This is a genomic window from Bacillus sp. REN3 (assembly GCF_017912555.1).
Lineage (GTDB): Bacteria > Bacillota > Bacilli > Bacillales > Cytobacillaceae > Mesobacillus.
In genome coordinates, this window is sequence record NZ_JAERSD010000033.1 from 1 (window position 1) to 23677 (window position 23677).

General features: G+C 39.6%; 26 protein-coding genes and 2 pseudogenes. 26 read left to right on the forward strand and 2 right to left on the reverse strand.

From position 1 onward, the window contains the following. The first annotated feature begins 772 nt into the window (after nt 1-772). The 3 genes and pseudogenes from JJQ88_RS19560 (at nt 773) to JJQ88_RS19570 (ending at nt 2852) form a co-directional block, all read left to right on the forward strand. Nucleotides 773-1562, forward strand: a pseudogene (locus tag JJQ88_RS19560) (restriction endonuclease). Between the two features lie 17 nt (nt 1563-1579). After that, nucleotides 1580-1774: pseudogene (locus JJQ88_RS21355) on the forward strand (DUF951 domain-containing protein); the annotation flags it as partial. Nucleotides 1775-2162: 388 nt separating this feature from the next. Further along, complete coding sequence (locus JJQ88_RS19570) at nt 2163-2852, forward strand: hypothetical protein (RefSeq protein WP_210367723.1); 690 nt, start codon at nt 2163-2165, stop codon at nt 2850-2852. A gap of 361 nt (nt 2853-3213) precedes the next feature. Here the strand turns inward: JJQ88_RS19570 and mcrC are convergent, their stop codons facing one another. Then, on the reverse strand, nt 3214-4242 hold the full coding sequence (gene mcrC, locus JJQ88_RS19575; protein WP_210367724.1) for a 5-methylcytosine-specific restriction endonuclease system specificity protein McrC: 1029 nt from the start codon (nt 4240-4242) through the stop codon (nt 3214-3216). Continuing rightward, a complete protein-coding gene (locus tag JJQ88_RS19580) occupies nt 4235-6379 on the reverse strand; it encodes an AAA family ATPase (RefSeq protein WP_246861306.1) in 2145 nt (714 codons plus the stop codon). Before JJQ88_RS19580 ends, mcrC begins: the two co-directional genes overlap by 8 nt. Before the next feature lie 398 nt (nt 6380-6777). Between JJQ88_RS19580 and JJQ88_RS19585 the strand changes: the two genes are divergently transcribed. The 23 genes from JJQ88_RS19585 to JJQ88_RS19695 all read left to right on the forward strand — a co-directional run bounded on the left by JJQ88_RS19585 (nt 6778) and on the right by JJQ88_RS19695 (nt 23677). Continuing rightward, the gene (locus JJQ88_RS19585; protein ID WP_210367725.1) at nt 6778-7041 is read left to right on the forward strand and encodes a hypothetical protein; all 264 of its coding nucleotides are present in this window, start codon (nt 6778-6780) and stop codon (nt 7039-7041) included. A gap of 119 nt (nt 7042-7160) precedes the next feature. After that, nucleotides 7161-7895: an enhanced serine sensitivity protein SseB C-terminal domain-containing protein gene (locus JJQ88_RS19590; protein WP_210367726.1), complete on the forward strand. Its 735-nt coding sequence runs from the start codon at nt 7161-7163 to the stop codon at nt 7893-7895. Nucleotides 7896-7906: 11 nt separating this feature from the next. Beyond that, entirely contained in the window at nt 7907-9115 is a 1209-nt protein-coding gene (locus JJQ88_RS21360) for a hypothetical protein (RefSeq protein WP_349237162.1), read from the forward strand. A 14-nt stretch (nt 9116-9129) separates the two neighbouring features. Beyond that, nucleotides 9130-9546, forward strand: coding sequence for an immunity 70 family protein (locus JJQ88_RS19600; RefSeq protein ID WP_210367727.1), 417 nt, complete (start codon nt 9130-9132; stop codon nt 9544-9546). 77 nt (nt 9547-9623) lie between these two features. Then, nucleotides 9624-9815, forward strand: a complete 192-nt coding sequence (locus JJQ88_RS19605; RefSeq protein ID WP_210367755.1) for a DNA/RNA non-specific endonuclease — start codon at nt 9624-9626, stop codon at nt 9813-9815. Next, complete coding sequence (locus tag JJQ88_RS19610) at nt 9808-10278, forward strand: antitoxin YezG family protein (RefSeq protein ID WP_210367728.1); 471 nt, start codon at nt 9808-9810, stop codon at nt 10276-10278. The genes JJQ88_RS19605 and JJQ88_RS19610 overlap by 8 nt, the downstream gene beginning before the upstream one ends. Before the next feature lie 455 nt (nt 10279-10733). Next, nucleotides 10734-11783, forward strand: coding sequence for a helix-turn-helix transcriptional regulator (locus JJQ88_RS19615; RefSeq protein WP_210367729.1), 1050 nt, complete (start codon nt 10734-10736; stop codon nt 11781-11783). A gap of 173 nt (nt 11784-11956) precedes the next feature. After that, a complete protein-coding gene (locus JJQ88_RS19620; RefSeq protein ID WP_210367730.1) occupies nt 11957-13060 on the forward strand; it encodes a hypothetical protein in 1104 nt (367 codons plus the stop codon). Between the two features lie 134 nt (nt 13061-13194). Next, the gene (locus tag JJQ88_RS19625; RefSeq protein WP_210367731.1) at nt 13195-13518 is read left to right on the forward strand and encodes a hypothetical protein; all 324 of its coding nucleotides are present in this window, start codon (nt 13195-13197) and stop codon (nt 13516-13518) included. A 265-nt stretch (nt 13519-13783) separates the two neighbouring features. Continuing rightward, nucleotides 13784-14632, forward strand: a complete 849-nt coding sequence (locus tag JJQ88_RS19630) for a DUF1643 domain-containing protein (RefSeq protein ID WP_210367732.1) — start codon at nt 13784-13786, stop codon at nt 14630-14632. An 18-nt stretch (nt 14633-14650) separates the two neighbouring features. Continuing rightward, the gene (locus JJQ88_RS19635) at nt 14651-14956 is read left to right on the forward strand and encodes a hypothetical protein (RefSeq protein WP_210367733.1); all 306 of its coding nucleotides are present in this window, start codon (nt 14651-14653) and stop codon (nt 14954-14956) included. Nucleotides 14957-15124: 168 nt separating this feature from the next. Then, nucleotides 15125-15835 (forward strand): endonuclease/exonuclease/phosphatase family protein, encoded by a 711-nt coding sequence (locus JJQ88_RS19640; protein ID WP_210367734.1) that lies wholly within the window; start codon nt 15125-15127, stop codon nt 15833-15835. A 707-nt stretch (nt 15836-16542) separates the two neighbouring features. Next, complete coding sequence (locus JJQ88_RS19645; RefSeq protein WP_210367735.1) at nt 16543-17277, forward strand: enhanced serine sensitivity protein SseB C-terminal domain-containing protein; 735 nt, start codon at nt 16543-16545, stop codon at nt 17275-17277. Between the two features lie 11 nt (nt 17278-17288). Then, the gene (locus JJQ88_RS19650; protein WP_349237163.1) at nt 17289-18638 is read left to right on the forward strand and encodes a hypothetical protein; all 1350 of its coding nucleotides are present in this window, start codon (nt 17289-17291) and stop codon (nt 18636-18638) included. Between the two features lie 21 nt (nt 18639-18659). After that, a complete protein-coding gene (locus JJQ88_RS19655; RefSeq protein ID WP_210367736.1) occupies nt 18660-18989 on the forward strand; it encodes a hypothetical protein in 330 nt (109 codons plus the stop codon). A 54-nt stretch (nt 18990-19043) separates the two neighbouring features. Continuing rightward, nucleotides 19044-19460 carry an immunity 70 family protein gene (locus JJQ88_RS19660; protein WP_210367737.1) on the forward strand — a complete coding sequence of 139 codons (417 nt, stop codon included), beginning with the start codon at nt 19044-19046 and terminating at the stop codon, nt 19458-19460. 43 nt (nt 19461-19503) lie between these two features. After that, nucleotides 19504-20145: a deaminase domain-containing protein gene (locus JJQ88_RS19665; RefSeq protein WP_210367738.1), complete on the forward strand. Its 642-nt coding sequence runs from the start codon at nt 19504-19506 to the stop codon at nt 20143-20145. Nucleotides 20146-20165: 20 nt separating this feature from the next. Then, nucleotides 20166-20537 carry an Imm3 family immunity protein gene (locus JJQ88_RS19670; RefSeq protein WP_210367739.1) on the forward strand — a complete coding sequence of 124 codons (372 nt, stop codon included), beginning with the start codon at nt 20166-20168 and terminating at the stop codon, nt 20535-20537. 295 nt (nt 20538-20832) lie between these two features. Continuing rightward, a complete protein-coding gene (locus JJQ88_RS19675; protein ID WP_210367740.1) occupies nt 20833-21006 on the forward strand; it encodes a hypothetical protein in 174 nt (57 codons plus the stop codon). 605 nt (nt 21007-21611) lie between these two features. After that, entirely contained in the window at nt 21612-22100 is a 489-nt protein-coding gene (locus JJQ88_RS19680) for a hypothetical protein (protein WP_210367741.1), read from the forward strand. A 142-nt stretch (nt 22101-22242) separates the two neighbouring features. Then, nucleotides 22243-22431 carry a hypothetical protein gene (locus JJQ88_RS19685; RefSeq protein ID WP_210367742.1) on the forward strand — a complete coding sequence of 63 codons (189 nt, stop codon included), beginning with the start codon at nt 22243-22245 and terminating at the stop codon, nt 22429-22431. Between the two features lie 242 nt (nt 22432-22673). Then, entirely contained in the window at nt 22674-23408 is a 735-nt protein-coding gene (locus JJQ88_RS19690; protein WP_210367743.1) for an enhanced serine sensitivity protein SseB C-terminal domain-containing protein, read from the forward strand. An 11-nt stretch (nt 23409-23419) separates the two neighbouring features. Beyond that, nucleotides 23420-23677, forward strand: a complete 258-nt coding sequence (locus JJQ88_RS19695; RefSeq protein WP_210367744.1) for a hypothetical protein — start codon at nt 23420-23422, stop codon at nt 23675-23677.

The following is a 23677-nucleotide window of genomic DNA, read 5'->3' on the forward strand; positions in this document are numbered from 1 at the left end:
TATACGGACATTATAATCGACTAATTCTGGACAGGCAACACCGTCAACTTTCGGAAATATAAGGGTGTCAAAAACATTATATCAACAATTAGTTCGTAAATAGATATTATCGCACTCTTATTTTAATTCATTATGTAATCATCAATGCTTGTGAAAAGTAAGACAAAGGGACGGGTACAGCGTCTCATTCATGAGTGAAATGTTAAGTTGTCAAACGGGCCTGAGTTTGATTTACAGTTGGCAATAAAAAGTTAGTTGTTAGCATATTTGCAGAGCCGGAACTAGTCGAGAAACCTTGCAGCTGAGATTGAGGGAGTTGATATAAGGGTTAAGAAGTAATGAGGTTAGAGAAAAAGTAGTCAAATAAGCTATGATGGTCTGGACCTTACCTTGGTTCAGGCTTTTTTTATGATGATTTTATAAATAATTTATTGAGACTGGGTTATCATAGGTGGAAAGAAAAATCCGTCATTGTCTACTAATGTACATATTTATCCTTTTTGAAGAATGGTAAAATAAGTTATAAGAAAGTACAGACAATTTAACGCTTCATGCGATTAAAGAACAGTTGGGACTGGTTAATATGACAAGAAGGTGGATGATAAGAGCTGGAGATAATAATGAGTTAATTCCAATATGGAAGGAAAAGGGGATAGCTTCTATTGGATGGCCGCAATTTGGTAATCCCAAACAGTATGTATCAAAGACTGAGATGGTCACCAAAGCAAACGAGATTTATAGTGACGAAAAACTTCAAACCAGGAGCAGTTGAGTGAACCAAGTTTGGCGTTTTAGTAGAGAGATTCAAAGTGGGGATCGTATTATTTCATATTCTAAAGATAAAAGAGAATATATAATTGAAAAGGTTATTGAGCCTCACTTTTTCAACAAATCAATTGGAAACCCTGATTATCCAAATACTTTAAAGGTTAATTGGGAAAATAAAACTGTTGAGCGAGATAATTTATCCCAGGCAGCAAAAAATAGTCTTGGTTCAGTTTGTTTTAACAGTCTTTAGAGTGGATCAGTGGGGGGATGAGTTAGAAAAGTTACTGGATAATTCCTTCGTTCCACCGATTGATGATTCGGATAAAAAAGAGGAAGAAAGTGAAATTATAAAAGATTTAGTGAGTAAAGTTTTGGTTATGGTTGAAGATAAGGTGGATAAGCTTAATCCTTGGCAAATGCAAGACCTTGTAGGCGGTCTTTTAAAAGCTATGGATTACAATGTTCAGATAAGTCTTAAGGGTCCAGATGGTGGAGTGGATGTCTTAGCTAATAAGGATGCATTTGGTTTTGAAAAGCCAATTATCAAGGTTCAAGTCAAGCACCGTAAAGTATCTGCATCGGCACCCGAAATTCAACACCCCCTTGATGCAAACAGTCTATTTATATCAACGGGCGGTTTTACATCTCATGCAGAAGCTGTAGCCAGACATAACTCTGTTAGGCTAGTAGATTTAAAAGAATTAGTTAAACTTGTAGTGCATTGGTATGAAAAGATGCCAAACGAAGCTAGAGCATTATTACCACTCCAAAAGGTTTATGTACCAGAAGTATAGTTTTAAGGATGATTACCATGGAACAAATTGATTTTATATTGGATGATATTGTACAAATGAAAAAGAAACATCCCTGTGGGACCAATAGTTGGAAAATCATACGGTTAGGTGCTGATATAAGGATAAAGTGTATGGGGTGCAAGCATAGCGTATTAATTCCAAAAAGAGACTTTCTAAAGAAGGTTAAAAGTATAGAGAAAAAAGCGCCTGAAATTAAAAACACCATCACTCCGAACGAGGTTAGTAGTACTCCTTTCAAGTGGCCAACATTAAATGTACTTGAATTAGAATCTGATACCAATAGTGATCCTGTTTTTAAAGAACAATCGAATCTCAATAAACTGGGTTATAAGATTACGGGGATGAATCGCGAACAAAGATGGTTGATTTTGACCAAGAGGGCAATTCCAGAATTAGGATTAAAGGAAGTTGTTATGACGATTGCCTCACATGTAAGGAATCGGAAAAGGCAAGTAGAAGGAACTGAGAAATTTCGTTATGCCATAGGGGAATGGGAACATGACTTGATGAGGTTAAAAAAGGATTATTATCAAGCGGATTTTATATGGCCAAGGTAAACAAGATTAAGGAGAGTATGGATTGAAGGATGAATTTATAAACTTTTATAGGAAAGAACTCGGAGTATGGAACCTTGTGTATCGATATATGAACAGATGGTTACTAGGTTCATACATTCTTGCTTTTCTAGGATTAATTATTACGTCTTTAGTACTTTTATTTTCACAAGCTTCTTTGTTAGTTGTATTCTTATTCTTTCTTCTATTAATTATTGAAGGATTTATTTTGAACTTTCACAATAAAAAAATTATAGAAGAAAGGTATAAGATATCTAAAAGGGATCAAGGTACAACTTGGGGTGGCCCTCTATTTTCAAAGATGAAGTCTGAAAAGTTGGAATCGTATGTGGTAAAAAAATTGGATTCAAAAGAGCAACTTGAGAAATTAATAGTAATTTTATATAAAGAAGCGGAAAGAAGAAAATTCTCTGGGATTTTTGTGAGAGGATTAGGTTTAGGCTTATTTTTACCGCTCTGGAATTACTTTATGAAGTGGGTTTTTGGAAATGAACTTACAGAGGTAAATACAGCTATTGCATTATTTATAATCATGGTGATATTAATTGGGCTGATTGTATTCATTATATCTATCATAAAAGTAATATTGCTAGATTATTTTGATAGAGAATCCACTCGAATAAATGAACTGGTGAATATGTTAGAGGATATATCCTTAAAACCATTAAATTTTCATAACAAAATTAAACATTAGTTATGTATGGGAAAAGTTGATTGGACTTATCTTTTTTAACAATTTATTAGAATATCGGAGGAGTAAGACGGTTCTCCTGGCATCGTTGCTGCTTCTATTGCTAGAAGAATAAAATTTATCTCAAGAACCTTCCCTATGAAAAACTAGTTTAGATTCGTTAAGTGAAAAAGGAAACATATTAATTAAGTAATAAAAATGACGAGAGATAATTGTTCTCTCGTCTATTTATTTTATAAATGCTAAAATTGAACTGGGTTTTATTTCATAAAAGTGCCTAGTCACTCCCCGGTTCTTGTCGAATGGTTTGTCAACATCTTGGAGTGTGTAATAGGCACTTTTACCTTTTATTCCTGATTTTTGTTCACACCATCCCACCAATCAAATCCAACTGCTCCTTTATCCCCCTCCAGTTCCCACTTAAGTCGAGTGTTTTGACACTAATCCGGTTTCCGCCCATTTGATATTCGTTGTCAGGGGTAATGTCCTCATCTGTTTTGGCATATAGAAGCAGGCCGCTTACATTTCCGCTGCCATACCGGTCTTTATTTTTCACATAGGTGTAGATCTGGTAGAGGTTGCTGGAAATGATGGTGCTTTTGTTGTATAAAGAATTAGTCTGCATGCTCCTGCCGTAGTATTTGGCGTCGATGATGAGTGTTCTTGGACCGTGGGTCAGTGTGATATCCGATTTCATTGCAGGCAAGAATTCGGTCATTCCGTCGTCAACAACCCAGTCGATATAGGATGCTTTTGCCGCATATTGTGGATATTCCTTTTGGTAATATCCGAGCAGGAATTTTTCAAAAAGCCTATGCATCTGCTGGTCGTCAAGAAACTGTTTCATTTTGTACTCGCCATTATCGGTACTTATGAGGAGCCCTTTAATGACCAGTTCGCAAATATTCATGAGCATTTTATAAGAAGCGTTATGCCTATGATAATTTAATGAACTCCATTTTATGGATTGGGGGACGATGATTCCGACATTTTCGAGAAACAACATTAGTTTCCGCAGTTCCTTCTGATTGGTTACTTTTACATTGCCATGGCGAAGCAAGAGCAGCATTGTTGTCTTTAATATTTGATTGAATAAGGTGTTTTCGGAAAACTCATCAAAATGGCAAACCATCCGCCGCTTTAAAAAAGTGTTTTGTTTGATGGAAGTGGTCGAATCAATTTTGCCGCGCAAATTCCCGGTTTCTTCAGTATTTGATATATAACTCTTGTGCAGCCTCCGCTTGATTTGATTGGAGGCTCCCCGTATCAAAATAGCTGCCATTAGATCATGAATGTTTTCGAATTCATCGGATTGCAGACTTTTATACTCAGTTTCATTCAATGACTGATAAGCGTAGGCAAGCATATAATAGATATTTTTTATTTTAATCACGAATGGCACCCCGGAGTTTGGAGGTCCAGTACTCCATCTTGGAAGATTCATCGAACCAGTATTCATTGAGAAGTGGGATGAGTTCGTATTCCAAGACTTCTTCAAGCCATTCCTGGTCGATTTCCTGGTCCGTTGAGAAATAACTATGGCCTATCCGGAAGCCGCTGCCTAATGATGCATCCTCAGCAATTGCTTTATTCAGGGCAATGACCGTATCAATCAACCTGTCAAAGTTGCTGTTTGCTATGTTTTCCTGGTACAGTTTGAATCCTTCGCTCTCAAAGGCGGGTTCAAATTCATAAAAAGCAAACCGGCGGCGGAGTGCGTAGTCAATCATGGCAAGGCTTCTATCGGCGGTATTCATCATCCCGATGATATAGACATTTTTCGGGACGGAAAATTGTTCGTCTGAGTATAAGAGCCTCAATTCTTTCCCGCGCTTATCACTTTCTATCAACATCAGCAATTCCCCAAAGATCTTACTCAGGTTTCCTCGGTTGATTTCATCTATGATAAAGAAATATGGCTGCTCATCCTCAGGCTCCGCTTCTTTGCAAAATTCATAGAAAGGGCCATTTGATAAGCTGAATCCTTTCTCGGTAGGACGGTACCCCATGATGAAATCCTCATAGCTGTAACTCTGGTGGAACTGGATGGTCTTGACCCGGCTCGTATCTTTAGCTCCAATGATGGAATAGGCTAGCCGCTCCGCAGTATACGTTTTTCCCACACCAGGTGCACCCATTAAGATGAGATTTTTCTTTCGAAGCAGAAGGTTTTTCAGGGTGTTGTATTGGTCTTCGTTCATATAGACTTCAGATAAAAAGTCATCTGCTGTATACTCTGGATACTGGGTTGGTTCAATATCACTTGTTATTTCACTTTGTTCTATATCGAACGTTTCTTCGAGTTTCTTATAATAGTCTGTATAAGGAGTAATATCCGTCAGTGTTTTCAGGACGATTTGCCCTTCATGGTCCCACTCTCCTTTGTGGGTCCAATTCACCGAACGAATATGCTTGTACTCATTTCTGCTACTGTCATATCTATAGTCTGATGATACGATCCCTCTGCCGATGATTTTCTTCAGGCCTTTTTTCACAAAAATTACATCGCCTTTTTTCATTTCATTGGCAAATTGCCAGGTCAAGTGCCCGGCGTTTTTATATGAAAATTCTTCGCCGTATATTTCCTTCATTTTCGCTTTCATGGCTTCCTTTGTTGAATATTGGGTTAAATCTCCAAGGCCGTCCCAACCGACTCCCATGATTTCTTTGACGTAGAATTCTTCCCACATTCTTGAACCTTCACCGGGGGCATATATCCAATACCTTTTCTTATCTGGCACAGTTTTAGGATGAGGTTCTGATTGGCCGGTGATAGGAACATGATGATAATTTCCGTCAATAATACTCTCGATCACCAATTCCTGTTCCGGTTTCACCCGAAAGTTGGTGGCTCCGGGATATGTTAAAATCTCCATTCTTTTTGTACGGTCATCCTGAAGCAAGGTTGAGCGTTCCGCTACGGGATCGATAAATTTTCGCTCAAGTTCAATATCCACGGCAAGGTAGGGTTCGCGATTCAATTTCTCGCTTCGGTTGTAGGGGTCTTCCTCATCCGGTTCAGCCATATATGGGTCATTAAGAATGGTTCCAGAGGCAACTATGCCAGCATTAGAGCCGGACAACCATATATACACTTTATCGCTTTTCTTTATTTGCTTCTTGTTCTGATTAACAGCCCAGGTGATTTCATCAAGATCCTGAACCGCTCCAATGACGTCATAATATTTGGGGTTGCCTTGAAAAATCCAGCAGGAAGGCTGTTCGTACTCCTTTAAAAATTTTCCGTATTGAATAAGGCTGTTTGAAAATGCGCGGTTGCCAGCCGCCAGATCGACTTCATGAAAGTTGGGAGCAGAAGTGATTATTTCATAGATTTCTTCGAAAGTATTGGAAGATGTAATCTTGAATAAATCCTTTTCAGTGAGACCTTCTAAATCCAGTTTAGCAGCAGCATTTTTTAACGCGGTTGTGTATGCATTGATGGTTGCTTTCTTATAAGGTTCCCCGTTCGATTTCTTTTGTCGACCCATCCAGTTCTGGAAATCTGTTCTTAAATATGTATCTGGCATCCGGATATTCCTCCATTTCCAATATATTAAACTAGTGAATATCTATATCATAGCAAAGTGGGGTGGAGGGTGAAAATTTGAAGTGGAGGTGAGCATGGGGACGGTTCTCCTGACAACCTTGGTGTTGCGGTTGTTAAAGTGAGCTGTTGGTTGTCACAAGAACCGTCACTATGATAACCCCTTAATTTTCATTTTTTAAGACTTTTATCCTATTAAAAATAAAGATGTTTATTTGGATATTTGTGGAATTATATAACGGTTGTGTCTAAATGTGCAGGAGTGGTTATCAATAGGCTTAAGAGTGCTTCTTTTGACGATTTTCAGTCTGCTGTTAGTGAGAAGCCATCCAGCCGGTATATTTTTTACAGTGTTAGTGTTTTTGGGAAGATGGGATAAATGTGAAGAAAAAGCAAAGAAATAACCAAACAGATTTTAAACTTGCTAAGTATTATTATGTGATTTTTCGTTTTTTCGGGAGTGCAGTTTCTGGTTACCTAGTAGTTGAATCGGCACTGCAAATATTTGTAAGCTTAGAGAAGGAGCGGATTTTTGGGGTAGTAATCTTCGCACCTTTATCCATATTGTTCGTCTATTTGGCTTTCAAAATGGCAATTCAGGGATATCAAGCTTCAAAGGCAAAAAGCGTTCAGGAATTACCATAAAGGTAAGCAGAGGGACGGTTCTCCAGGAAACCTTGCTATTCCTTTTGGCTGAAGGAAACTGTTGGTTGTCACGAGAACCGTCCCCATAAAAACCTCAAACCTAGGAGTGGTTATGATTTATGAGTGTTTCTTTTGATGAGCTTTTGGCTGCGGCTATTGAGGGGCCTTCTGGTCGTTTTTGTTTTTATAAGGCGTTGGTGGAGCTTGAACTGTTCGTCATTGGTTCGGTGGAGGATGATGAGACTTTGAATTTGAAGTACATCGAGGAGGGTGGGGAGCTTATGCTGCCTGTTTTTACGAGCCGGGAGAAGTTCGAGGAGATTTTCAAGTCTGAGTATCCATATGTAAGGATTCAGGCGGAGCTCCTGTTGGAGATGGCGGGGACGGACATTCCATGGCTGGTGAATCCTTTTACCGGGATGAGCAAGAAAATCATCCGGGAAGAGCTTGAAACCTTGAAGGATGGCCGGATCCTGCATTATTTTTTCGAACAGCTTAGCGACGAGGAGAAAGAACAGATCCTGACTGAGCAAATGGAAGAACTTCCTGAGGAGGTAATGGATGTGCTGCGAACATGTCTTAAGAAGTTCCCTTCTGTTAAAAAAGCCTACCTGGTAAACTTGTTTGATCCTTCTGCTGCTGGTCCGGCTTTCCCGCTTCTGGCAGTGGAGGTGGAAGCTGTGGAAGAAGGGTTGGTCAGAGAACTTTTTGGCGCTATCAATCATCAGGCAGAGCCGCAAATCGAAGTCATGATTCTCGACGAGGGGTTCCCGCTGGCCGCCTCCATTGTCGAGCACACCAGGCCATTTTATTTTCGTGAGTCGGTTGATGAGTTAAGGACATTGTTTGATTAGGAGGTCGACGGGTGTCAAAGATTGAGATTAAAATAAATCAGGTCAAGGCGGCGAACAGGGATTTAGTCAATCTGTCCTCACGGGTGGAGAATGAGGAAAACCGGATTTCTTCCCTCAGGAGCCAGGTTGATGGCCGGATCGCCAGCCGCCGGAACATCGGAAGGAACTTGAGTGAAGCAGCCGCAAAGGCGAGGGCAATTGATAAAAAGCTGGGTAAACTGAATCAATTCGTTGATGCATCGATGGATTTATATGTGAAGGCGGATAAGAAGGCGGATCGATTCAGAGAACCGGATAAGAAATCGATCTGGGAAAAGATCGCAGACGGTTTTAAGACAGCGAATGATATAAGGAAAGGATTCCGCAAGGGAGTTGCAGAGGCTCTTTTTTCAACAGTTGAAGGTATTTGGAATGCCGTCACCCATCCGATAAAGACGGCCAACGGAATGATCTATGCCATCGGCCATCCCGTGGAAACCGCCAAAAGCATCTGGAAGTCCATCTCCGACTCCTGGAAGAACGATGTCATAAACGGCGATGCCAAAAGCCGTTCTGAATGGTTCGGCCGCGCCGTCGGTGAAGCCGCCCTGGCGATTGTCGGAACAAAAGGCGTCGACAAGGCCGTGAAGGTGGCCAAAGGGGCAAGGGTTGTGAAGGAGGATGGAGGAGCTAGGGTTGTTAGGCCGGAGACTATTGAGAAGAAGGATGGCGTGGGCAGGGATGGAAAATCTGTGACCCCTGAGACGAGAAATAGCGGAGTAGGTGTTGGAACAAAGAAGGTTCCGCAGAGGATAGACAGTAAAGAGGTAAAGGGGGACAATGGTAGTAAGGGTATAGTTAAAACTAGACCTTCTTGGAGACAGTCTGAAATTGATGTAGAGAAGGATTTCCCTGATTATAACGCTCAAAAGTCATTTAAAGATGGTAAAGAAGTACCTTATGGAGAAAAAGGTAGTTCTAGACCAGATTTGTATCGGACTGGGCATAGTATTGAGGTGAAAAATTATATAATTACTACTCCAAGCGGACGGAGTAGATTGGTTAATAATGTGTCAAAACAGGTAGAAAAAAGATTAAGTGATTTGCCTAATGGTACAAAACAGTCTGTTATAATTGATATTAGAGGACAAAGTGTATCAGATGAGATAGTAGAAGAATTGTATGAAAAGATTGTGAATAAAACAAATGGTAAAGTAGATATAAGGTTTAAAACAAATTGATTGAGGTGAGAAGAATGGCTGTGGGCTTTAAGGTGAAATATTATTGGTATCAAGTCGGGCACGGCGATTTCTTACACTCTTTTTTCTCTACAATAAGCTATCATTTAGAACAAAATGGATGGGGCACTGAATATCCTTTTTTGTTAAATGAACTGTATAATGGGAAACTTGAGAATAAGAATATTGATAGCGCTATATGCGAATTAGAAGCAATTAAAAAGGAATTACAGAAATTTAGTCCATCACAAGTAGTATGGGATATTGAAGACTTATCTAAGAGACCGCCTTGGGGAGATAATATTAGTAAAGATATTACAAACTTATCTAATTATTTTATAACAAGTGAGGGCGAGGACTTAATAGATATATTAATGAAAGCATTAGAAAAGGGACAAAAAACTAATTCGGATGTTTTTATAGAAAGTATATAAATAATTTTCTTCCAATGATGATCTTGAAATTATATCAAGGTCATTTTTTATTGGTTAAGGAGGAAACGGAAACCTAAATATGGAAGAAGCTCGAAAATACATGGTCTAATGCGCTTAAAGAAGGCGATGAAGTGAAAGTCAAAATTACCCCCAACTATTCGGGGGATTCTAAACGTCCAGTAAGCTTTAATATTAAGTATAAAATTGGTGATGATGACTGGGAAATTAGGAGATTTGATAATGTGCGAGGAGGAAAGAAAAATGAATGAAGAACAGTTAGACAGATATTATCAGAGTATAGCAGAGGCGTTAATAGATACTATACCTGAAGAATGGTCCAAGGTTTTCCTATATGGTGAAATTGTTGAAGGTTCTCAGACTGCTTACTTTTATTATAATTCAGAAAGCAGTGACCAACTAGTATACAGCCATGATATTCCAGAATTATTTACATTCAGGGAAGCCGATTACACTGAAAAGTGGAATACGTTAGTAAATTACATTCAAGACTTATGGAATGAATTCAAGGATAACGAACAAGAGCCTTGGACGAATTTCACATTGATATTGGACAATGAAGGCAGGTTTAAAATCGATTATAATTATGATGATTTATCAAATATAGACTTACATGAAAGAAAAACAATTTGGAAATATAGATATCTCGGTCTTATGCCTAAAAGTAAATCGGGAAGAAAATATTTAGAAAGGTACTTAGAATCGCTTAAATAAAATACGAATAGAACAAATACAAGATTATCTATATTAGTATTAACCTTGAGTCTTTCAAGGTTTTATTGTGTGAGTTCGATTATTCTAAGGTACAATTAATATTTTTCTCTTCAACAACCTTGAAAGGCATTGAATAGTCTTTCAGGGTTTTATTTTTCTGAACAGTTAGAAGGGGATTATGTAATTTTGTTAAATCTAACCTTAAATACTTTACTTCAGTGGGTGAAATTAATTGTGAGCATGGGTGTGAGCATGGGGACGGTTCTCATGGCAACCCAGCTTTTATCGTGGTGGCAGGAATTTTAGGTGTGCACAAGAACCGTCCCTCTGCTGAAATCATCGACAATGTATTTACTGATTTTGGTATAATTACTGTTGGAGATTACTTTAGGGAGTATTTATAGAAGAGCCAATTTGAGAGATAGATGTGTCTTGAAAGAAAGGGACAGCACCTCATGAAAATCAATCCAAAGGAAGGTGACCCACCATTGAACCATAACCAGGAAAACACCAGCAATCCCAAACCCTCCTCCAAAGAACGCCTAATCAAATTACAAGAACTTCTAAGAAAACACACGGATGAAGATAACCAGTTTAAACTGGATGAAATTCTTGATCTTTTTTACGAGGAATATAAAATCCATGCTGGTAAGAAAGCGATCCGGGATGATTTGAAGGCGCTGGAGGAGTCGGAGATTTTTGATGTGACGGTCAACCAGGAGAAGGATGGGGTGGAGAAGTATTATAGCCACCAGCAGCGGATGTTTGAGATTCATGAACTTCGCTTGCTGATTGATGCGGTTTCGTCTGCCAAGTTTATTTCGACGAAGGAAACGGAGGACTTGGTGGACAAGATCAAGCAGCTGACGAGTATCCATCAGGCGAAGCAGCTGGGGAACCGGATGATCCTATCTGAAAGTTCGAAGAATGAAAATACGAAAATCAAGTATTCAATCCATACGTTGCACACGGCGATCCTCTCCAGCCAGTATATCCAGTTCAAATATGGCCGGTATAACTTGCAGAAGGAGTTCAAGTTGAGCCATAATGGGGATTTCTATCAGCTGAAGCCGTATGCCTTGGTATGGCATAATAACTTCTATTATTTGATTGGTGAATACCTGCCGACGGAGGAAATCCGCCATTATCGGGTTGACCGGATGAGGGATGTTGCGGCTCTTGACGAAACTTTTGTCCGTGATCCAGGGTTTGATGTCTCGAAGTATACAGAGAAGCTGTTTCACATGTATTCGGGGGAAGAGGCGCTGGTTGAAATTGAATTCAACGCGGATTTAATCAATGTCGTGATTGACCGGTTTGGACGGGGAGTGAACATCCGGCCAATTGGGGAAGAGAAGTTTCGGATTTCCACGCAGGCCATCCTCAGTGACGGGCTGGTCAGATGGCTGATGACCTGGGGCAGTGATGCGAAAGTGCTGACCCCTCCATCATTAGTGGAAAGGATCAAAGAAGAAGCTGAGAAGTTTTATAGAGTTTACGAGTAACACCTGTGCTTATGCAGGTGTTATTTTTTTATGCCTAATACCGTTCCCATTTTTGGAAAGGGTCGGAAAAGGAATCCAGGTACAATTGCCCTATAAAACAATTTACCGATCAAGTAAGGAGGACTTAATCGGCTTTCAATTTTAAATTTTTTTTAAAAAAAGGGGAGAGAATAATGGGTTTCTTAGCAGGTGTAGGTTTCTTAGGATTCATAGTTTTTATTGTCATGGGAGTTGTTTCACTTTTTAAAAGGAATGGAAGAGCGAAGAAGAATTTCGGGATAGCTGCAGGCCTCTTTGTTCTATTTATTATTGGCGCAGTCAATTCAGATTCTGAAGAAGTGTCGACGGAACCTCAAACAAAAGAGGAAGTATCTAAGGACGATCAGGAAGAAGAGCCTAAGGAAGAAAAGAAGCAAAAAGAGGAGAAAGCCGAAGAGAAAAAGGCTCCGTCCACATTAGCGGATGTATTGACGGTTGTTAAAAAAGATATGTCTGATCAAGATTTTAAGAAAGCAAAAAAAGACAAATTGAATGTGGAACAGCCTAAAAGCATATCGGTTGGGAATGGGAATGTTGGCTATGTCCTTCAGGCAACGGATGGGATTGTAGTAGCGAGTACGGATGGCAAGAAGATTTCCGATGTTGTCCAATTCAAGACAATGGATGAAGTTGATAAATTTGAAAAAGAGAGCGTTGCTAAGGCTGAAGCGAAAAAGAAAGAAGAGGCCAAAAAAGAACGAGAGGCTTCTAAAATTGCTATGAGCGGAAGAGGCGATACAGCTTCTGATGGTTTGAAACTAAAGGCGGGCTGGGCTATTTTTGAAGGTTCTCATAATGGAGGAGCGAACTTCATTGTCCAGCTTCAGGATCCAAATGGAAATGACATTGAATTGCTGGTCAATACGATTGGCGGTTATAAGGGCAAAACTTTCGCCCAGATTCCAGCGGATGGAGAGTACTTTTTAAATATCAAGGCAGATGGTGCCTGGAATTTCAGTATTTATCAATCGCCGCCAGTTGATGTGGCAGATGCACCTGTAACGCTTCAAGGGAATGGTGATGATGTTGTTTTCTTCAATGCAAAAAGCGGAACCTACAAGTTTACTTTTACGCATCAGGGCCAGGCGAATTTCATCGTCATGTTAAATGGTGAAGGTTTAATGGTGAATGAAATTGGTCCTTATAATGGCTCCGCACGGCAAAATCTTGGCACTGATGGTTACTATGGTTTGGTGATCAGGGCTGATGGGGCTTGGAGTGCTAAGGTGGAGGAATAGGCAGCTTTGGGTTGTTCGGCGATTTCGGGTGAAAACGAGCAATAATACTTTGGCAGCAATGTGTTATGGAGTAACTTAAGGGTATCATCCGGAAATTGTTAAATAGACTATTATAAGCAAAGGGGGAGTTCAGAATGGATGCTTTCTTGAAAGTTATGATTGGCATTTTGTTATTGGCCGGGATGATTTTTATTTTTCAGGGATATGACAAGCTTACTAATTACTCAAACCCTAACCCTGATGAAGAGTTGTTTGCTGATGATGAGGATATGGTGAATGCCTATGTTGGGGGAGACGCCTATAATTACATCATCAATGCTGAAAGAGCTACTGGAATGTTCGTTTTAGCAGGATTTTCGTTTGTGTTAGCTGTAGGGTCAGGCATCCTTTTGCAAATGCGCTTGAATACTTCCAAGAATCTAAACGTTAAGGGAAGCGATTTTTCTATAGAGGGTTGATTTTTTAAGGCCAAAGCGGAAGCGGATAAGATGTAGCACTTGCAATGATTGCAGGTGCTTTTTTAGTACCATCCCCTTTTTGGGTAAAGGTTGGATGGAAATATGTAGTAAAATGAATTATGTAATTCACATTAACCTGCACCATAGAATCTGTCAATCTCACTGGCAATCCCTCAGTACAAATGTCACATTACCCCCAACACCATTCAACATGACAATTACATTCCATTAGAGGCCAAGGAAAAATTCTTTGAGGAGGAACGAAATGCAAAAAGAGGCAGTTATTAATGGACATTATAGGTATTCTTTGAAACGTGTATGGGATACTGCAAATCCTAAAAAAGCTGTTTTTATCATGCTGAATCCTAGCACGGCTGATTGTACAAGTGATGACCGCACGACAAATCGATGTATTTCGTTTGCGAAGAATTGGGAATGTGGTTCCCTTGAAATCGTGAATATTTTCGCGCTCCAATCAACCGATTATAAGAAATTAAAAGAGAAAACTAAAGAAGAAGCGATTGGACCAGAAAACAGACAGTATATTAAAAGGGCCTTGGCAGACGCAGCTGTAACTGTTGCTGCCTGGGGTGAAAATGTGAAGATCCATTTTAAAAAGAGCGCTGCTGAAGAATTGAAGGAGCTATTTTCAGGCCATGAACTCATGTGTTTAGGAATAACGAAAGATGGTTTTCCCAGACATCCTTTATTCGTTGAATCACATAAGGAATTGGAGCCGTATTCTTTTGAAAAAGCATCCAAAAGAAGATTAAACGAAAAGGGATTGCCTTATCTTGATGGAAAATTGCTGAACCTTATTTTTGATTTGGTGTATGAACAGTCGGACTTGAAAGGTGCTCGTAATCTTCCAAAAGATGAAAAGCTTATTTACTTTTTAAAAGCCTTAAAAAACCTGCAAGAATACAACTATCGATGTCGCTTTGAACAAACCAGTGAGCTTTTCCCTTTATTCGAAGAAACGATTGGACCGTTCGAAATGAATTCAGAGGGTACAACTCTTTGGTTGGCGCTTGGGCTTGCACTTAAAGAGCTATATGGTTTCAGGAATCATACGCTCAGAAGCTTGCTAAAGCAAGTGAATATCAGGAAGTAATGATGAGGAGGGACATAGATGGAAAGAGAGTACAAAGCTATTAAGAGTTACGAGGCGGATGGTTATGAGATTAATATTCATGTTGCTAATCTGGACCCCTTGCTCGAGAATGACGAGGTAATGAGAGAAATCGCCCTGCTCGCTGCCCAGGAAGGGTATTTGAGATTCGTGGGTGCAATCGATCCATCAAGTTACAGAGAAGATTGGACCTTTATTTTCTCAAAGGAAGGATATTTTGATAATGATGATATGCTTGTTCGGCACAAAGAAGCCGAAGCAAAAATCACGCCGATTTTAGAGGAAGTTAAGAGAAATTCTAAATAGGGGTGATGCAGCGCGTGAGCATGGGGACGGTTCTCGTGGCAACCTCATTTTTTCACGCGGATTGTGGGAAACATGTGGTGACCACGAGAACAGTCCCTTTTAATTAGAGGTAACCCAGGAATGAACTTAGATGATAACGATAAAGTTTATAAGAAGAGGAGCTATTACATGAAGTTAATTACCTGGAATGCTTCAATGCGATTTAGAGATAAAATTGAAAATTTACTCCCTTCCACTGCTGATCTATTAGTCATCCCTGAATGTGAAGCTCTTAAAAAATGGAAAGCAAACAAACATCTTCAAGAAATTAATCAATTTCTCTGGTTCGGTGAAAATCTGAATAAGGGAATTGGAATACTGACTTTTAATGATGCCTTTCATATTAAATTACACCCATCTTATAATAAGGAATTTCGTTATATTATTCCTCTAATAGTTACCGGGAAGCAAAATTTCATTCTGATTGCAGTTTGGTCTCAACTTTCAAAAAGCAAATTTTATAGTTATATAGGTCAAATTTATTTGGCTTTGAAGTATTATGAGGCATTATTGAAAGAACCATGTATTATTGCAGGTGACTGGAACAGTAATAAAATATTCGACAATATTAAACGGGTGGGTAATCATTCAATAGTTGTTGATATTTTGGAAAAAGTGTCGATCAGAAGTGCCTATCATAAGTCGTTTAATGAGGAACACGGACTTGAAACCTGGCCAACGCATTATTTTAGAAAGGAAAAAGCAAGACCTTTTCATATCGATTTTATATTTGCATCCGACTCGATTCTGAAACAGATGAGCAAGTTCGAGATAGGCTCATATGAAGATTGGATTAAATATAGTGATCACATGCCGATTATCATGGAGCTTAATAAATAAATTGTGTTCCATGGGGACGGTTCTGCTGGCAACCTTCATGTTGCGGTTGGGTAAGGGTAACTGATGTGGGTTGTCACAAGAACCGTCCCTATGAAAGCCCCTTATTTTTCATTTTTTAAGTCTTTTATCCTATTAAAAATAAAGAGGTTTATTTGGATATTTGTGGAATTATATAACGGTTGTGTCTAGGTATGCAGGAGTGGTTATCAATAGACTTAAGAATGCTTCTTTTGACGATTTTCAGTCTGCTGTTATTGAGGAGCCATCCAGATGGTATATTTTATATAGTGTTGGTGTTTTTAGGAAGATGGGATAAATATGAAGAAAAAGCATAGAAATAACCAAACAGATTTTAAACTTGCTAAGTATTATTATGTTGTTTTTCGTTTTTTTCGGTTGTATAGTTTCTAGTTACATAGTAGTTGAATCGGTACTTCAATAATTGCAAGTTTAGAGGAGGATAGGATATTTGGTGTATTAATCTTTGCACCACTATCCATATTGTTCGCCTATTTAGCATTCAAAATGGCAAGTCAGAGATACCAAGCATTAAAGGCAAAAAACGTACAGGAATTACAATAAAGGTATAGTATAGCGGTGACCAGAGGGACTGTTCTCCTGACAACCTTGCAATTGCGGTTGGCTAAAGGAAACTGACGGTTGTCACGAGAACCGTCCCCATGAAAACCTAGGAGTGGTTATGATTTATGAGTGTTTCTTTTGATGAGCTTTTGGCTGCGGCTATTGAGGGGCCTTCTGGTCGTTTTCTTTTTTATAGGGCGTTGGTGGAGCTTGAACTTTTCGTGATTGGTTCGGTGGAGGATGATGAGTCTTTGAACTTGAAGTACATCGAGGAGGATGGGGAGCTGGTGCTGCCTGTTTTTACGAGCCGGGATAAGTTCGATGAGATTTTTGAGTCAGAGTATCCATATGTAAGGATTCCTGCGGCGATGCTGCTGGAGATGGCAGGGACGGCCATTCCATGGCTGGTGAATCCTTTTACCGGGTTAAGCAAGAAAATCATCCGGGAGGAGCTTGAAACCTTGAAGGATGGCCGGATACTGAACTATTTTTTCGAACAGCTTCGGGATGATGAGAAGGAGAAGATCCTGACTGAGCAAATGGAAGAACTGCCTGAAGAGGCAATGGATGTGCTTCGTACATGTCTCAGGAATTTCCCTACTGTTAAAAAAGCCTACCTGGTGAACTTGTTTGATCCTGTGGTTGCTGATCCGGCTTTTCCGTTGCTGGCAGTGGAGGTGGAAGCTGTGGAAGAAGGTCTGGTCGGTGAACTTTTCGGCGCTATCAATCATCAGGCAGAGCTGCAGATCGAAGTCATGATTCTCGACGAGGGGTTCCCGCTGGCCAGATCCATTGTCGAGCACACCAGGCCATTTTATTTTCGTGAGTCGGTTGATGAGTTAAGGACCTTGTTTGATTAGGAGGTCGACGGGTGTCAAAGATTGATATTAAAATAAATCAAGTCAAGGCGGCGAACAGGGATTTAGTCAATCTGTCATCTCGCGTGGAGAATGAGGAGAACCGGATTTCTTCCCTTAGGGGGCAGGTTGATGGCAGGATCGCCAGCCGCCGGAACATCGGAAGGAACTTGAGTGAGGCAGCGGCAAAGGCGAGGACAATTGAAAAGAAGCTGGGTAAACTCCATCAATTCATTGATGCATCGATGGATTTGTATATGAAGGCGGATAAGAAGGCGGACCGATTCCGGGAGCCAGAAAAGAAATCGATCTGGGAGAAGTTCGCAGACGGTTTTAAGACAGCGAATGATATAAGGAAAGGATTCCGCAAGGGAGTGGCAGAGGCCCTTTTTTCAACCGTTGAAGGTATTTGGAATGCCGTCACCCATCCGGTCAAAACCGCCAAAGGAATCGTCTATGCAATCGGCTATCCTCTGGAAACCGCCAAAAGTATTTGGAACTCCATCTCAGACTCCTGGAAGAACGATGTTATAAACGGCGATGCCAAAAGCCGTTCTGAATGGTTCGGCCGAGCCGTCGGTGAAGCCGCCCTTGCGATTATCGGGACCAAAGGCGTCGACAAGGCTGTAAAGGTGGCCAAAGGGGCCAGGGTTGTGAAGGAGGGTGGAGGAGTTAGGGTTGTTAGGCCGGAGACTATTGAGAAGAAGGATGGCGGGGATAGGGATGGAAAACGTGTGGCTCCTGAGAGGAAATACAGCGGAGATAGGGTGGAAAAGCGGGAGATTCCTCGGATCATAGACGGGAATGGCGGAATTGGGGATAATGGGAGGAATGATACGGGTAATGGTATAGACAATGGTAATAAGGAAACCAGCCAGCCAAGGACAGCAGAGCAAATAATATCAGATAGAACTAAGGGATTGGATTTAAACCCACATCCTATTCAGCAAAAACAATTGAGTGCTAAAAAGATGAAAGACCTGAGAGTGAAAATAGAGAATAGGACTATTACAAAAGCTGAGTATGAACAATATATATGGAATAAAAAATTTGTTAAACATAGGGCTTCAGGTGTAACCGATTTCTGGTATCAAGAACGTCAAAGAATATTAAATAACGAAACTCCAACCAGAGACTGGAATCAAGAACAATTAAATGATATTTTGAATGGTAAGAAACCTAAAGTAGATGGAGAAATAGTACAGGGGCACCATTCCTACAGTGCTTCACAATATCCGCACTTAGCGAATAAAGGGGAAATTATATATCCAGCTACACCAAACGAGCATTTCAAAGGTTGGCATGGAGGTAATTGGAAAAATAGTCTGCCAGGTAAACCAATTAATCCTATTGATGATTTCTAATTCATGGAGGGAGACATTCAAATGGCTAAAATGAATATACAAATAGAAAAAGATACTAATGAGGTCAAGTACATTTCTATTTTAAGAAAAAATACTAATAAGAGTATATCTGAATTAAAAGCGTTACTAAATAATAATGATTTCGTCTTATCGTATAATCTCTTAGAAATTGATGAATTGTTGGAAATGAAAAAAATAGTAAGTTTATTATTAGGGGCTGGTGCTGAAGTCCACATATTTGAAGAGAATAGAGAGGTTAGCATTGAGTTCTTAGATAATCTTATAGAATCTCATTTAGATACAGAAAGGTATCTGGAAGAAGTTGATGAGCAAATGTTTAATGAGGATTAATACAGCTATTTTGGTATATTCGAGGACAAAAAAATGGATTAGAGTGAAAGTTACATGGCAGTAGGATTATTAGTAGATTGTTTTTATTATGAATTAGGTCATAGCGATTTTGTACATTCTTTTTTTTCAACAATATCCTATCATTTAGAAAAAGAAGGCTGGGGTACAAAATACCCTTTATTGATGAATGGATTGTATAATGACCAACTAGACTGGAATGATGTTCCTGTTGTAAAAGCTAATTTAATTAAAATTGAACAGGAATTATCAAATTACTCGCCGGAACAAGTTATATGGGATATTGATGACTTATCACAAGTACCACCGTGGGGAGATAAAATAAGCCCAAAAGTAACTAGTCTAGCAAATTATTTTGCAACATCTGATGGGAAAACATTTTTTGAAGTACTACGTACAGCAATTGAGGTAGCAGAAGAAGATAAATGTGATTTAAAAATTCACAAACTATAATCTTTCTAAACCATGGGACACTATCCCATGGTTTTTTTTGCGAATGAGTACTATTGAGAAGAAGGATGGCGGGGGCAGGGATGGGAAACCTGTGGCGCCTGAGAGGAGAAATAGCGGAAAAGGTGTTGGAACAAGGGAGGTTCCTCAGAGGATAGACGGGGATGGCGGAATTGGGGATAATGGTGGTAAGAGTACGGTTAAAGTGTACCCTACAAGACAAATAGATCCTATAAAAGAAATCCATATAATTGATAGGGTGAAAGAGCTTAGAGGAAACTTAACTGCTGGATACAAAAAGTCAGGAAATTTTGCTATAGCAGAGGTATACGTCAAGGGGTTGAGGAAAGAATTTTATGCTCAGAGTAGTATAAATGATTTAAACGGTACTTTAGAAGAACGTGTTCCGGATATTTCATTAAAACCTATCAACCCAACATTTAAAGCTTCATATGCAGCAGATAAAAATGGAATTGAATATTTAAGAGACAGTGATACAGAATACAAAATTCTAAACGATATTGCTCATAGTCTTGGACATAATACTGAAGCTACAGGTAAGATAAAGCTGTTTACAGAATTAGATACTTGTAATAGTTGTAGTAAAGTCATAGCGGAATTTTCTGTGAAATTCAAAAACATTGAGTTAGAAGTTGTCCATAATGATGGAAAAAGAATTAAACCTTAGCTTTATAGGAGAGGGTATATATGGAAGAATGGGAATACAATGAATTGCTTGAAAGTGTTAATGATGTATACCTTGATTTGTTGAATGAAAAAAGAGGATATAAATACGCTATTGCCAGGACATTTTATGAATTTGAAACTGTATGCAATGAAGGGGAAACAGAAAACCTATTAGTTCATTTAGCTATAGGAGAGATTGTATTAGCACATCCAAAAGTCTTTGTAGGGGTAGTTGACTCTATTAAAAAAGCACTGGGGCACACCAATATAGAACATTTGGAGAATGAATTGGCACCTGAAGAGATTGAGGATCTTTTTACAAGAAAAAATAATGTTATTAATGGAATTAATAAAGTAGAGATAGATTATGATCCCAATGCAGATAATTATTAATTAAGGTAATGACTTTTTCAACAAAGAAAACCGGTATTAAAAATCTATCATACCAACAATGACCTTGACTAGCCAATGCCGGTCAAGGTTTTTATAATTTTAGATCAGTGAGCATGGGGACGTTTATCGTGGCAACCTCGCTTTTAGCCGTGATTAAGGGAAACTACGGGTGAGCACAAGAACCGTCCCCGTGAAAACTCACGTGAAAACCTCTCAAATAAAAACAAGTGAATAAATACCATATATAACCATTTTTATGATAAAATAACAACATCCTTAATAATGGAGGAATATGATGATTAATGGCATACGTGGGATAGGAATTATTGCGGCTGTTGTTTATTTTATCTGCCAATTCACTTCTCTGGGGGACAACCAGGCTGTTGAGAAAGGTGCATTGGTGGTCATCGTTGTTAGCGTGTTAATCAGCTTTATCATTCCTGATAAGAGGAAAGAGGAAAAGGCGTAGATGGGCAAAAGAGGGAGAAGACACTAATGCTAGTGTCCTCTTCTTAATAATAGGCTAATACTAGGATAGTTGTAATAGCGTCAGTTAGAATGGGATCAAAAGAACGAAACCATGAATCCTATAGTAAATAAACAATTTGGTGAATAATACCAAATGGAGGGAGAACAAATGAAAAATATTATATTTTAAATTTCTGTAATAGTAGTGGCTTTGTCTTTGTTCTTTTTAAGATATTCTTTAAATGTTATTAACGACTATACTTTTAAAATTATCAGTATTATTGTGCTAATAATAGTACTAACATTAAGATCAATTTTAAAAATTTCATTTTTTAAAATCTTAAATCTCTAAAATTATTTTTATCTTCAATGAAACACCTTCTACAGTAACAAAATAAGAAAATCTTCACATTTGAAGTGAGGATTTTTTTATTTTCTAAAAGTTGAAGTCCCAGAAAGGGGTAGCGTCAGGAAAATGCGGATATACAACGCTACGCCCATTTTCGAGAAGATTCCCCCCCATTTTTAACAACGGTAAGAAAATTTTATTAAAGGATCTAACGAGCCGGCCAGGAGGAACAAGCCAAGTCGGATGATGAAGGTGCTGTGGAAGTCGATAAGGGCCTTTTTAACGTGGAAGTGACGCTGCCGGCATCCTTATTTGAGGGTGAGGATATTGATAAAGCTATCGAAGAGGCAAACACTGAAGGCGTTAAGGAAGTGATCAAGAATGATGATGGTTCCGTCACCTGCAAGATGTCCAAGTCGGAGCATAAGAAAATGATGAATGAGCTTGAAACAAGCATCCAGGAATCAGTGGAAGAGATGAAGACAAGCGGGGATTTTGTTTCAATCAAGGATATAACCCACAACAAATCTTTCTCAGAGTTCACTTTGGAAGTTGATAAACATGCCTATGAAAATAGCATGGATGGATTCGCTGTATTTGGATTGGGGATCTCAGGCGCATATTATCAGCTGTTCAATGGGGCTGGAAAGGATGATTATAAAGTGACGATTTTTGTGAAGGACCAGGCGACTGGCGAGGAAATGGACCAGATTGTTTTCCCGGATGATATGGAGGAGAATGAGTAAATTTTTAGCGGGAAAGGCACTTGTCAAAAGAATCTTGGCAAGTTCTTTCTCACTGCCTTTTAGGAAGGATCGGGTCCGGATGGAAGTTTATGGGCCTATCTATCATAGAACGGATTATAGAGAATGGTAAGGGGATGAAGAAATGAAGGCCAATAAGGATTTTATTAATCAATTAGAAGATTTATATCAATTATATGAAAAAGAGGTAAAGGAACGTTCTAAAGAAGGTTTGATAACAAAAAGTACTGCAGATACTTATCTTCTTCACTCAGGGAACTTTATTAAATGGTGTAAGGGCAACTTTATTCCGGGAGGAAGAAACAAAGGTTAGATTTTGGTTACTGACCAACATAAGATAGCAGATTTATCTTTTTATTAACATATAGAGGATTAGGAACGTTTTGCTAAGAAAATCTTATTCATATTTAAGTAGCTCAGTAAATGTTATTTAATGCTTGCTAGCCCTATTTGGGATAGCAAGCCTTGCTGTGCGGTTGACTAAAGGGAACTGCTGGTTGTCACGAGAACCGTCCCCATGAAAACTCATGAAAATCCAGGGAGTGGTTATATTTTATGAGTGTTTCTTTTGATGAGCTTTTGGCTGCGGCTGTTGAGGGGCCTTCTGGTCGTTTTCTTTTTTATAGGGCGTTGGTGGAGCTTGAGTTGTTCGTCATTGGTTCGGTGGCGGATGATGAAACTTTGAGCTTGAGGTACATCGAGGAGGATGGGGAGCTTGTGCTGCCTGTTTTTACGAGCCGGGAGAAGTTCGATGAGATTTTCAAGTCTGAGTATCCATATGTAAGGATTCAGGCGGAATTGCTGTTGGAGATGGCAGGAACGGACATTCCATGGCTGGTGAATCCTTTTACAGGGTTAAGCAAGAAAATCATCCGGGAGGAGCTTGAAACCTTGAAGGATGGCCGGATCCTGAACTATTTTTTCGAACAGCTTAGTGACGAGGAGAAAGAACGGATCCTGACTGAGCTAATGGAAGAACTGCCTGAAGAGGCAATGGATGTACTGCGAACATGTCTCAAGCAGTTCCCTACTGTTAAAAAAGCCTACCTGGTAAACCTGTTTGATCCTACGGCGGCTGATGAGGCGTTCCCGCTGCTGGCAGTGGAGGTGGAAGCTGTGGAAGAAGGTCTGGTCGGAGAACTTTTTAACGCTATCAATCATCATGCAGAGCCGCAGGTCGAAGTCATGATTCTCGACGAGTCGTTCCCGCTGGCAACCTCCATTGTCGGGCACACCAGGCCATTTTATTTCCGTGAATCGGTTGATGAGTTAAGGACAATGTTTGATTAGGAGGTCGACGGGTGTCAAAGATTGAGGTTAAAATAAATCAGGTCAAGGCGGCGAACAGGGATTTAGTCAATCTATCCTCTCGAGTGGAGAATGAGGAGAACCGGATTTCTTCCCTTAGGGGGCAGGTTGATGGCCGGATCGCCAGCCGCCGGAACATCGGAAGGAACTTGAGTGAGGCAGCTGCAAAGGCGAGGGCAATTGAAAAGAAGCTGGGTAAACTCCATCAATTCGTTGATGCCTCGATGGATTTGTATGTGAAGGCCGATTAG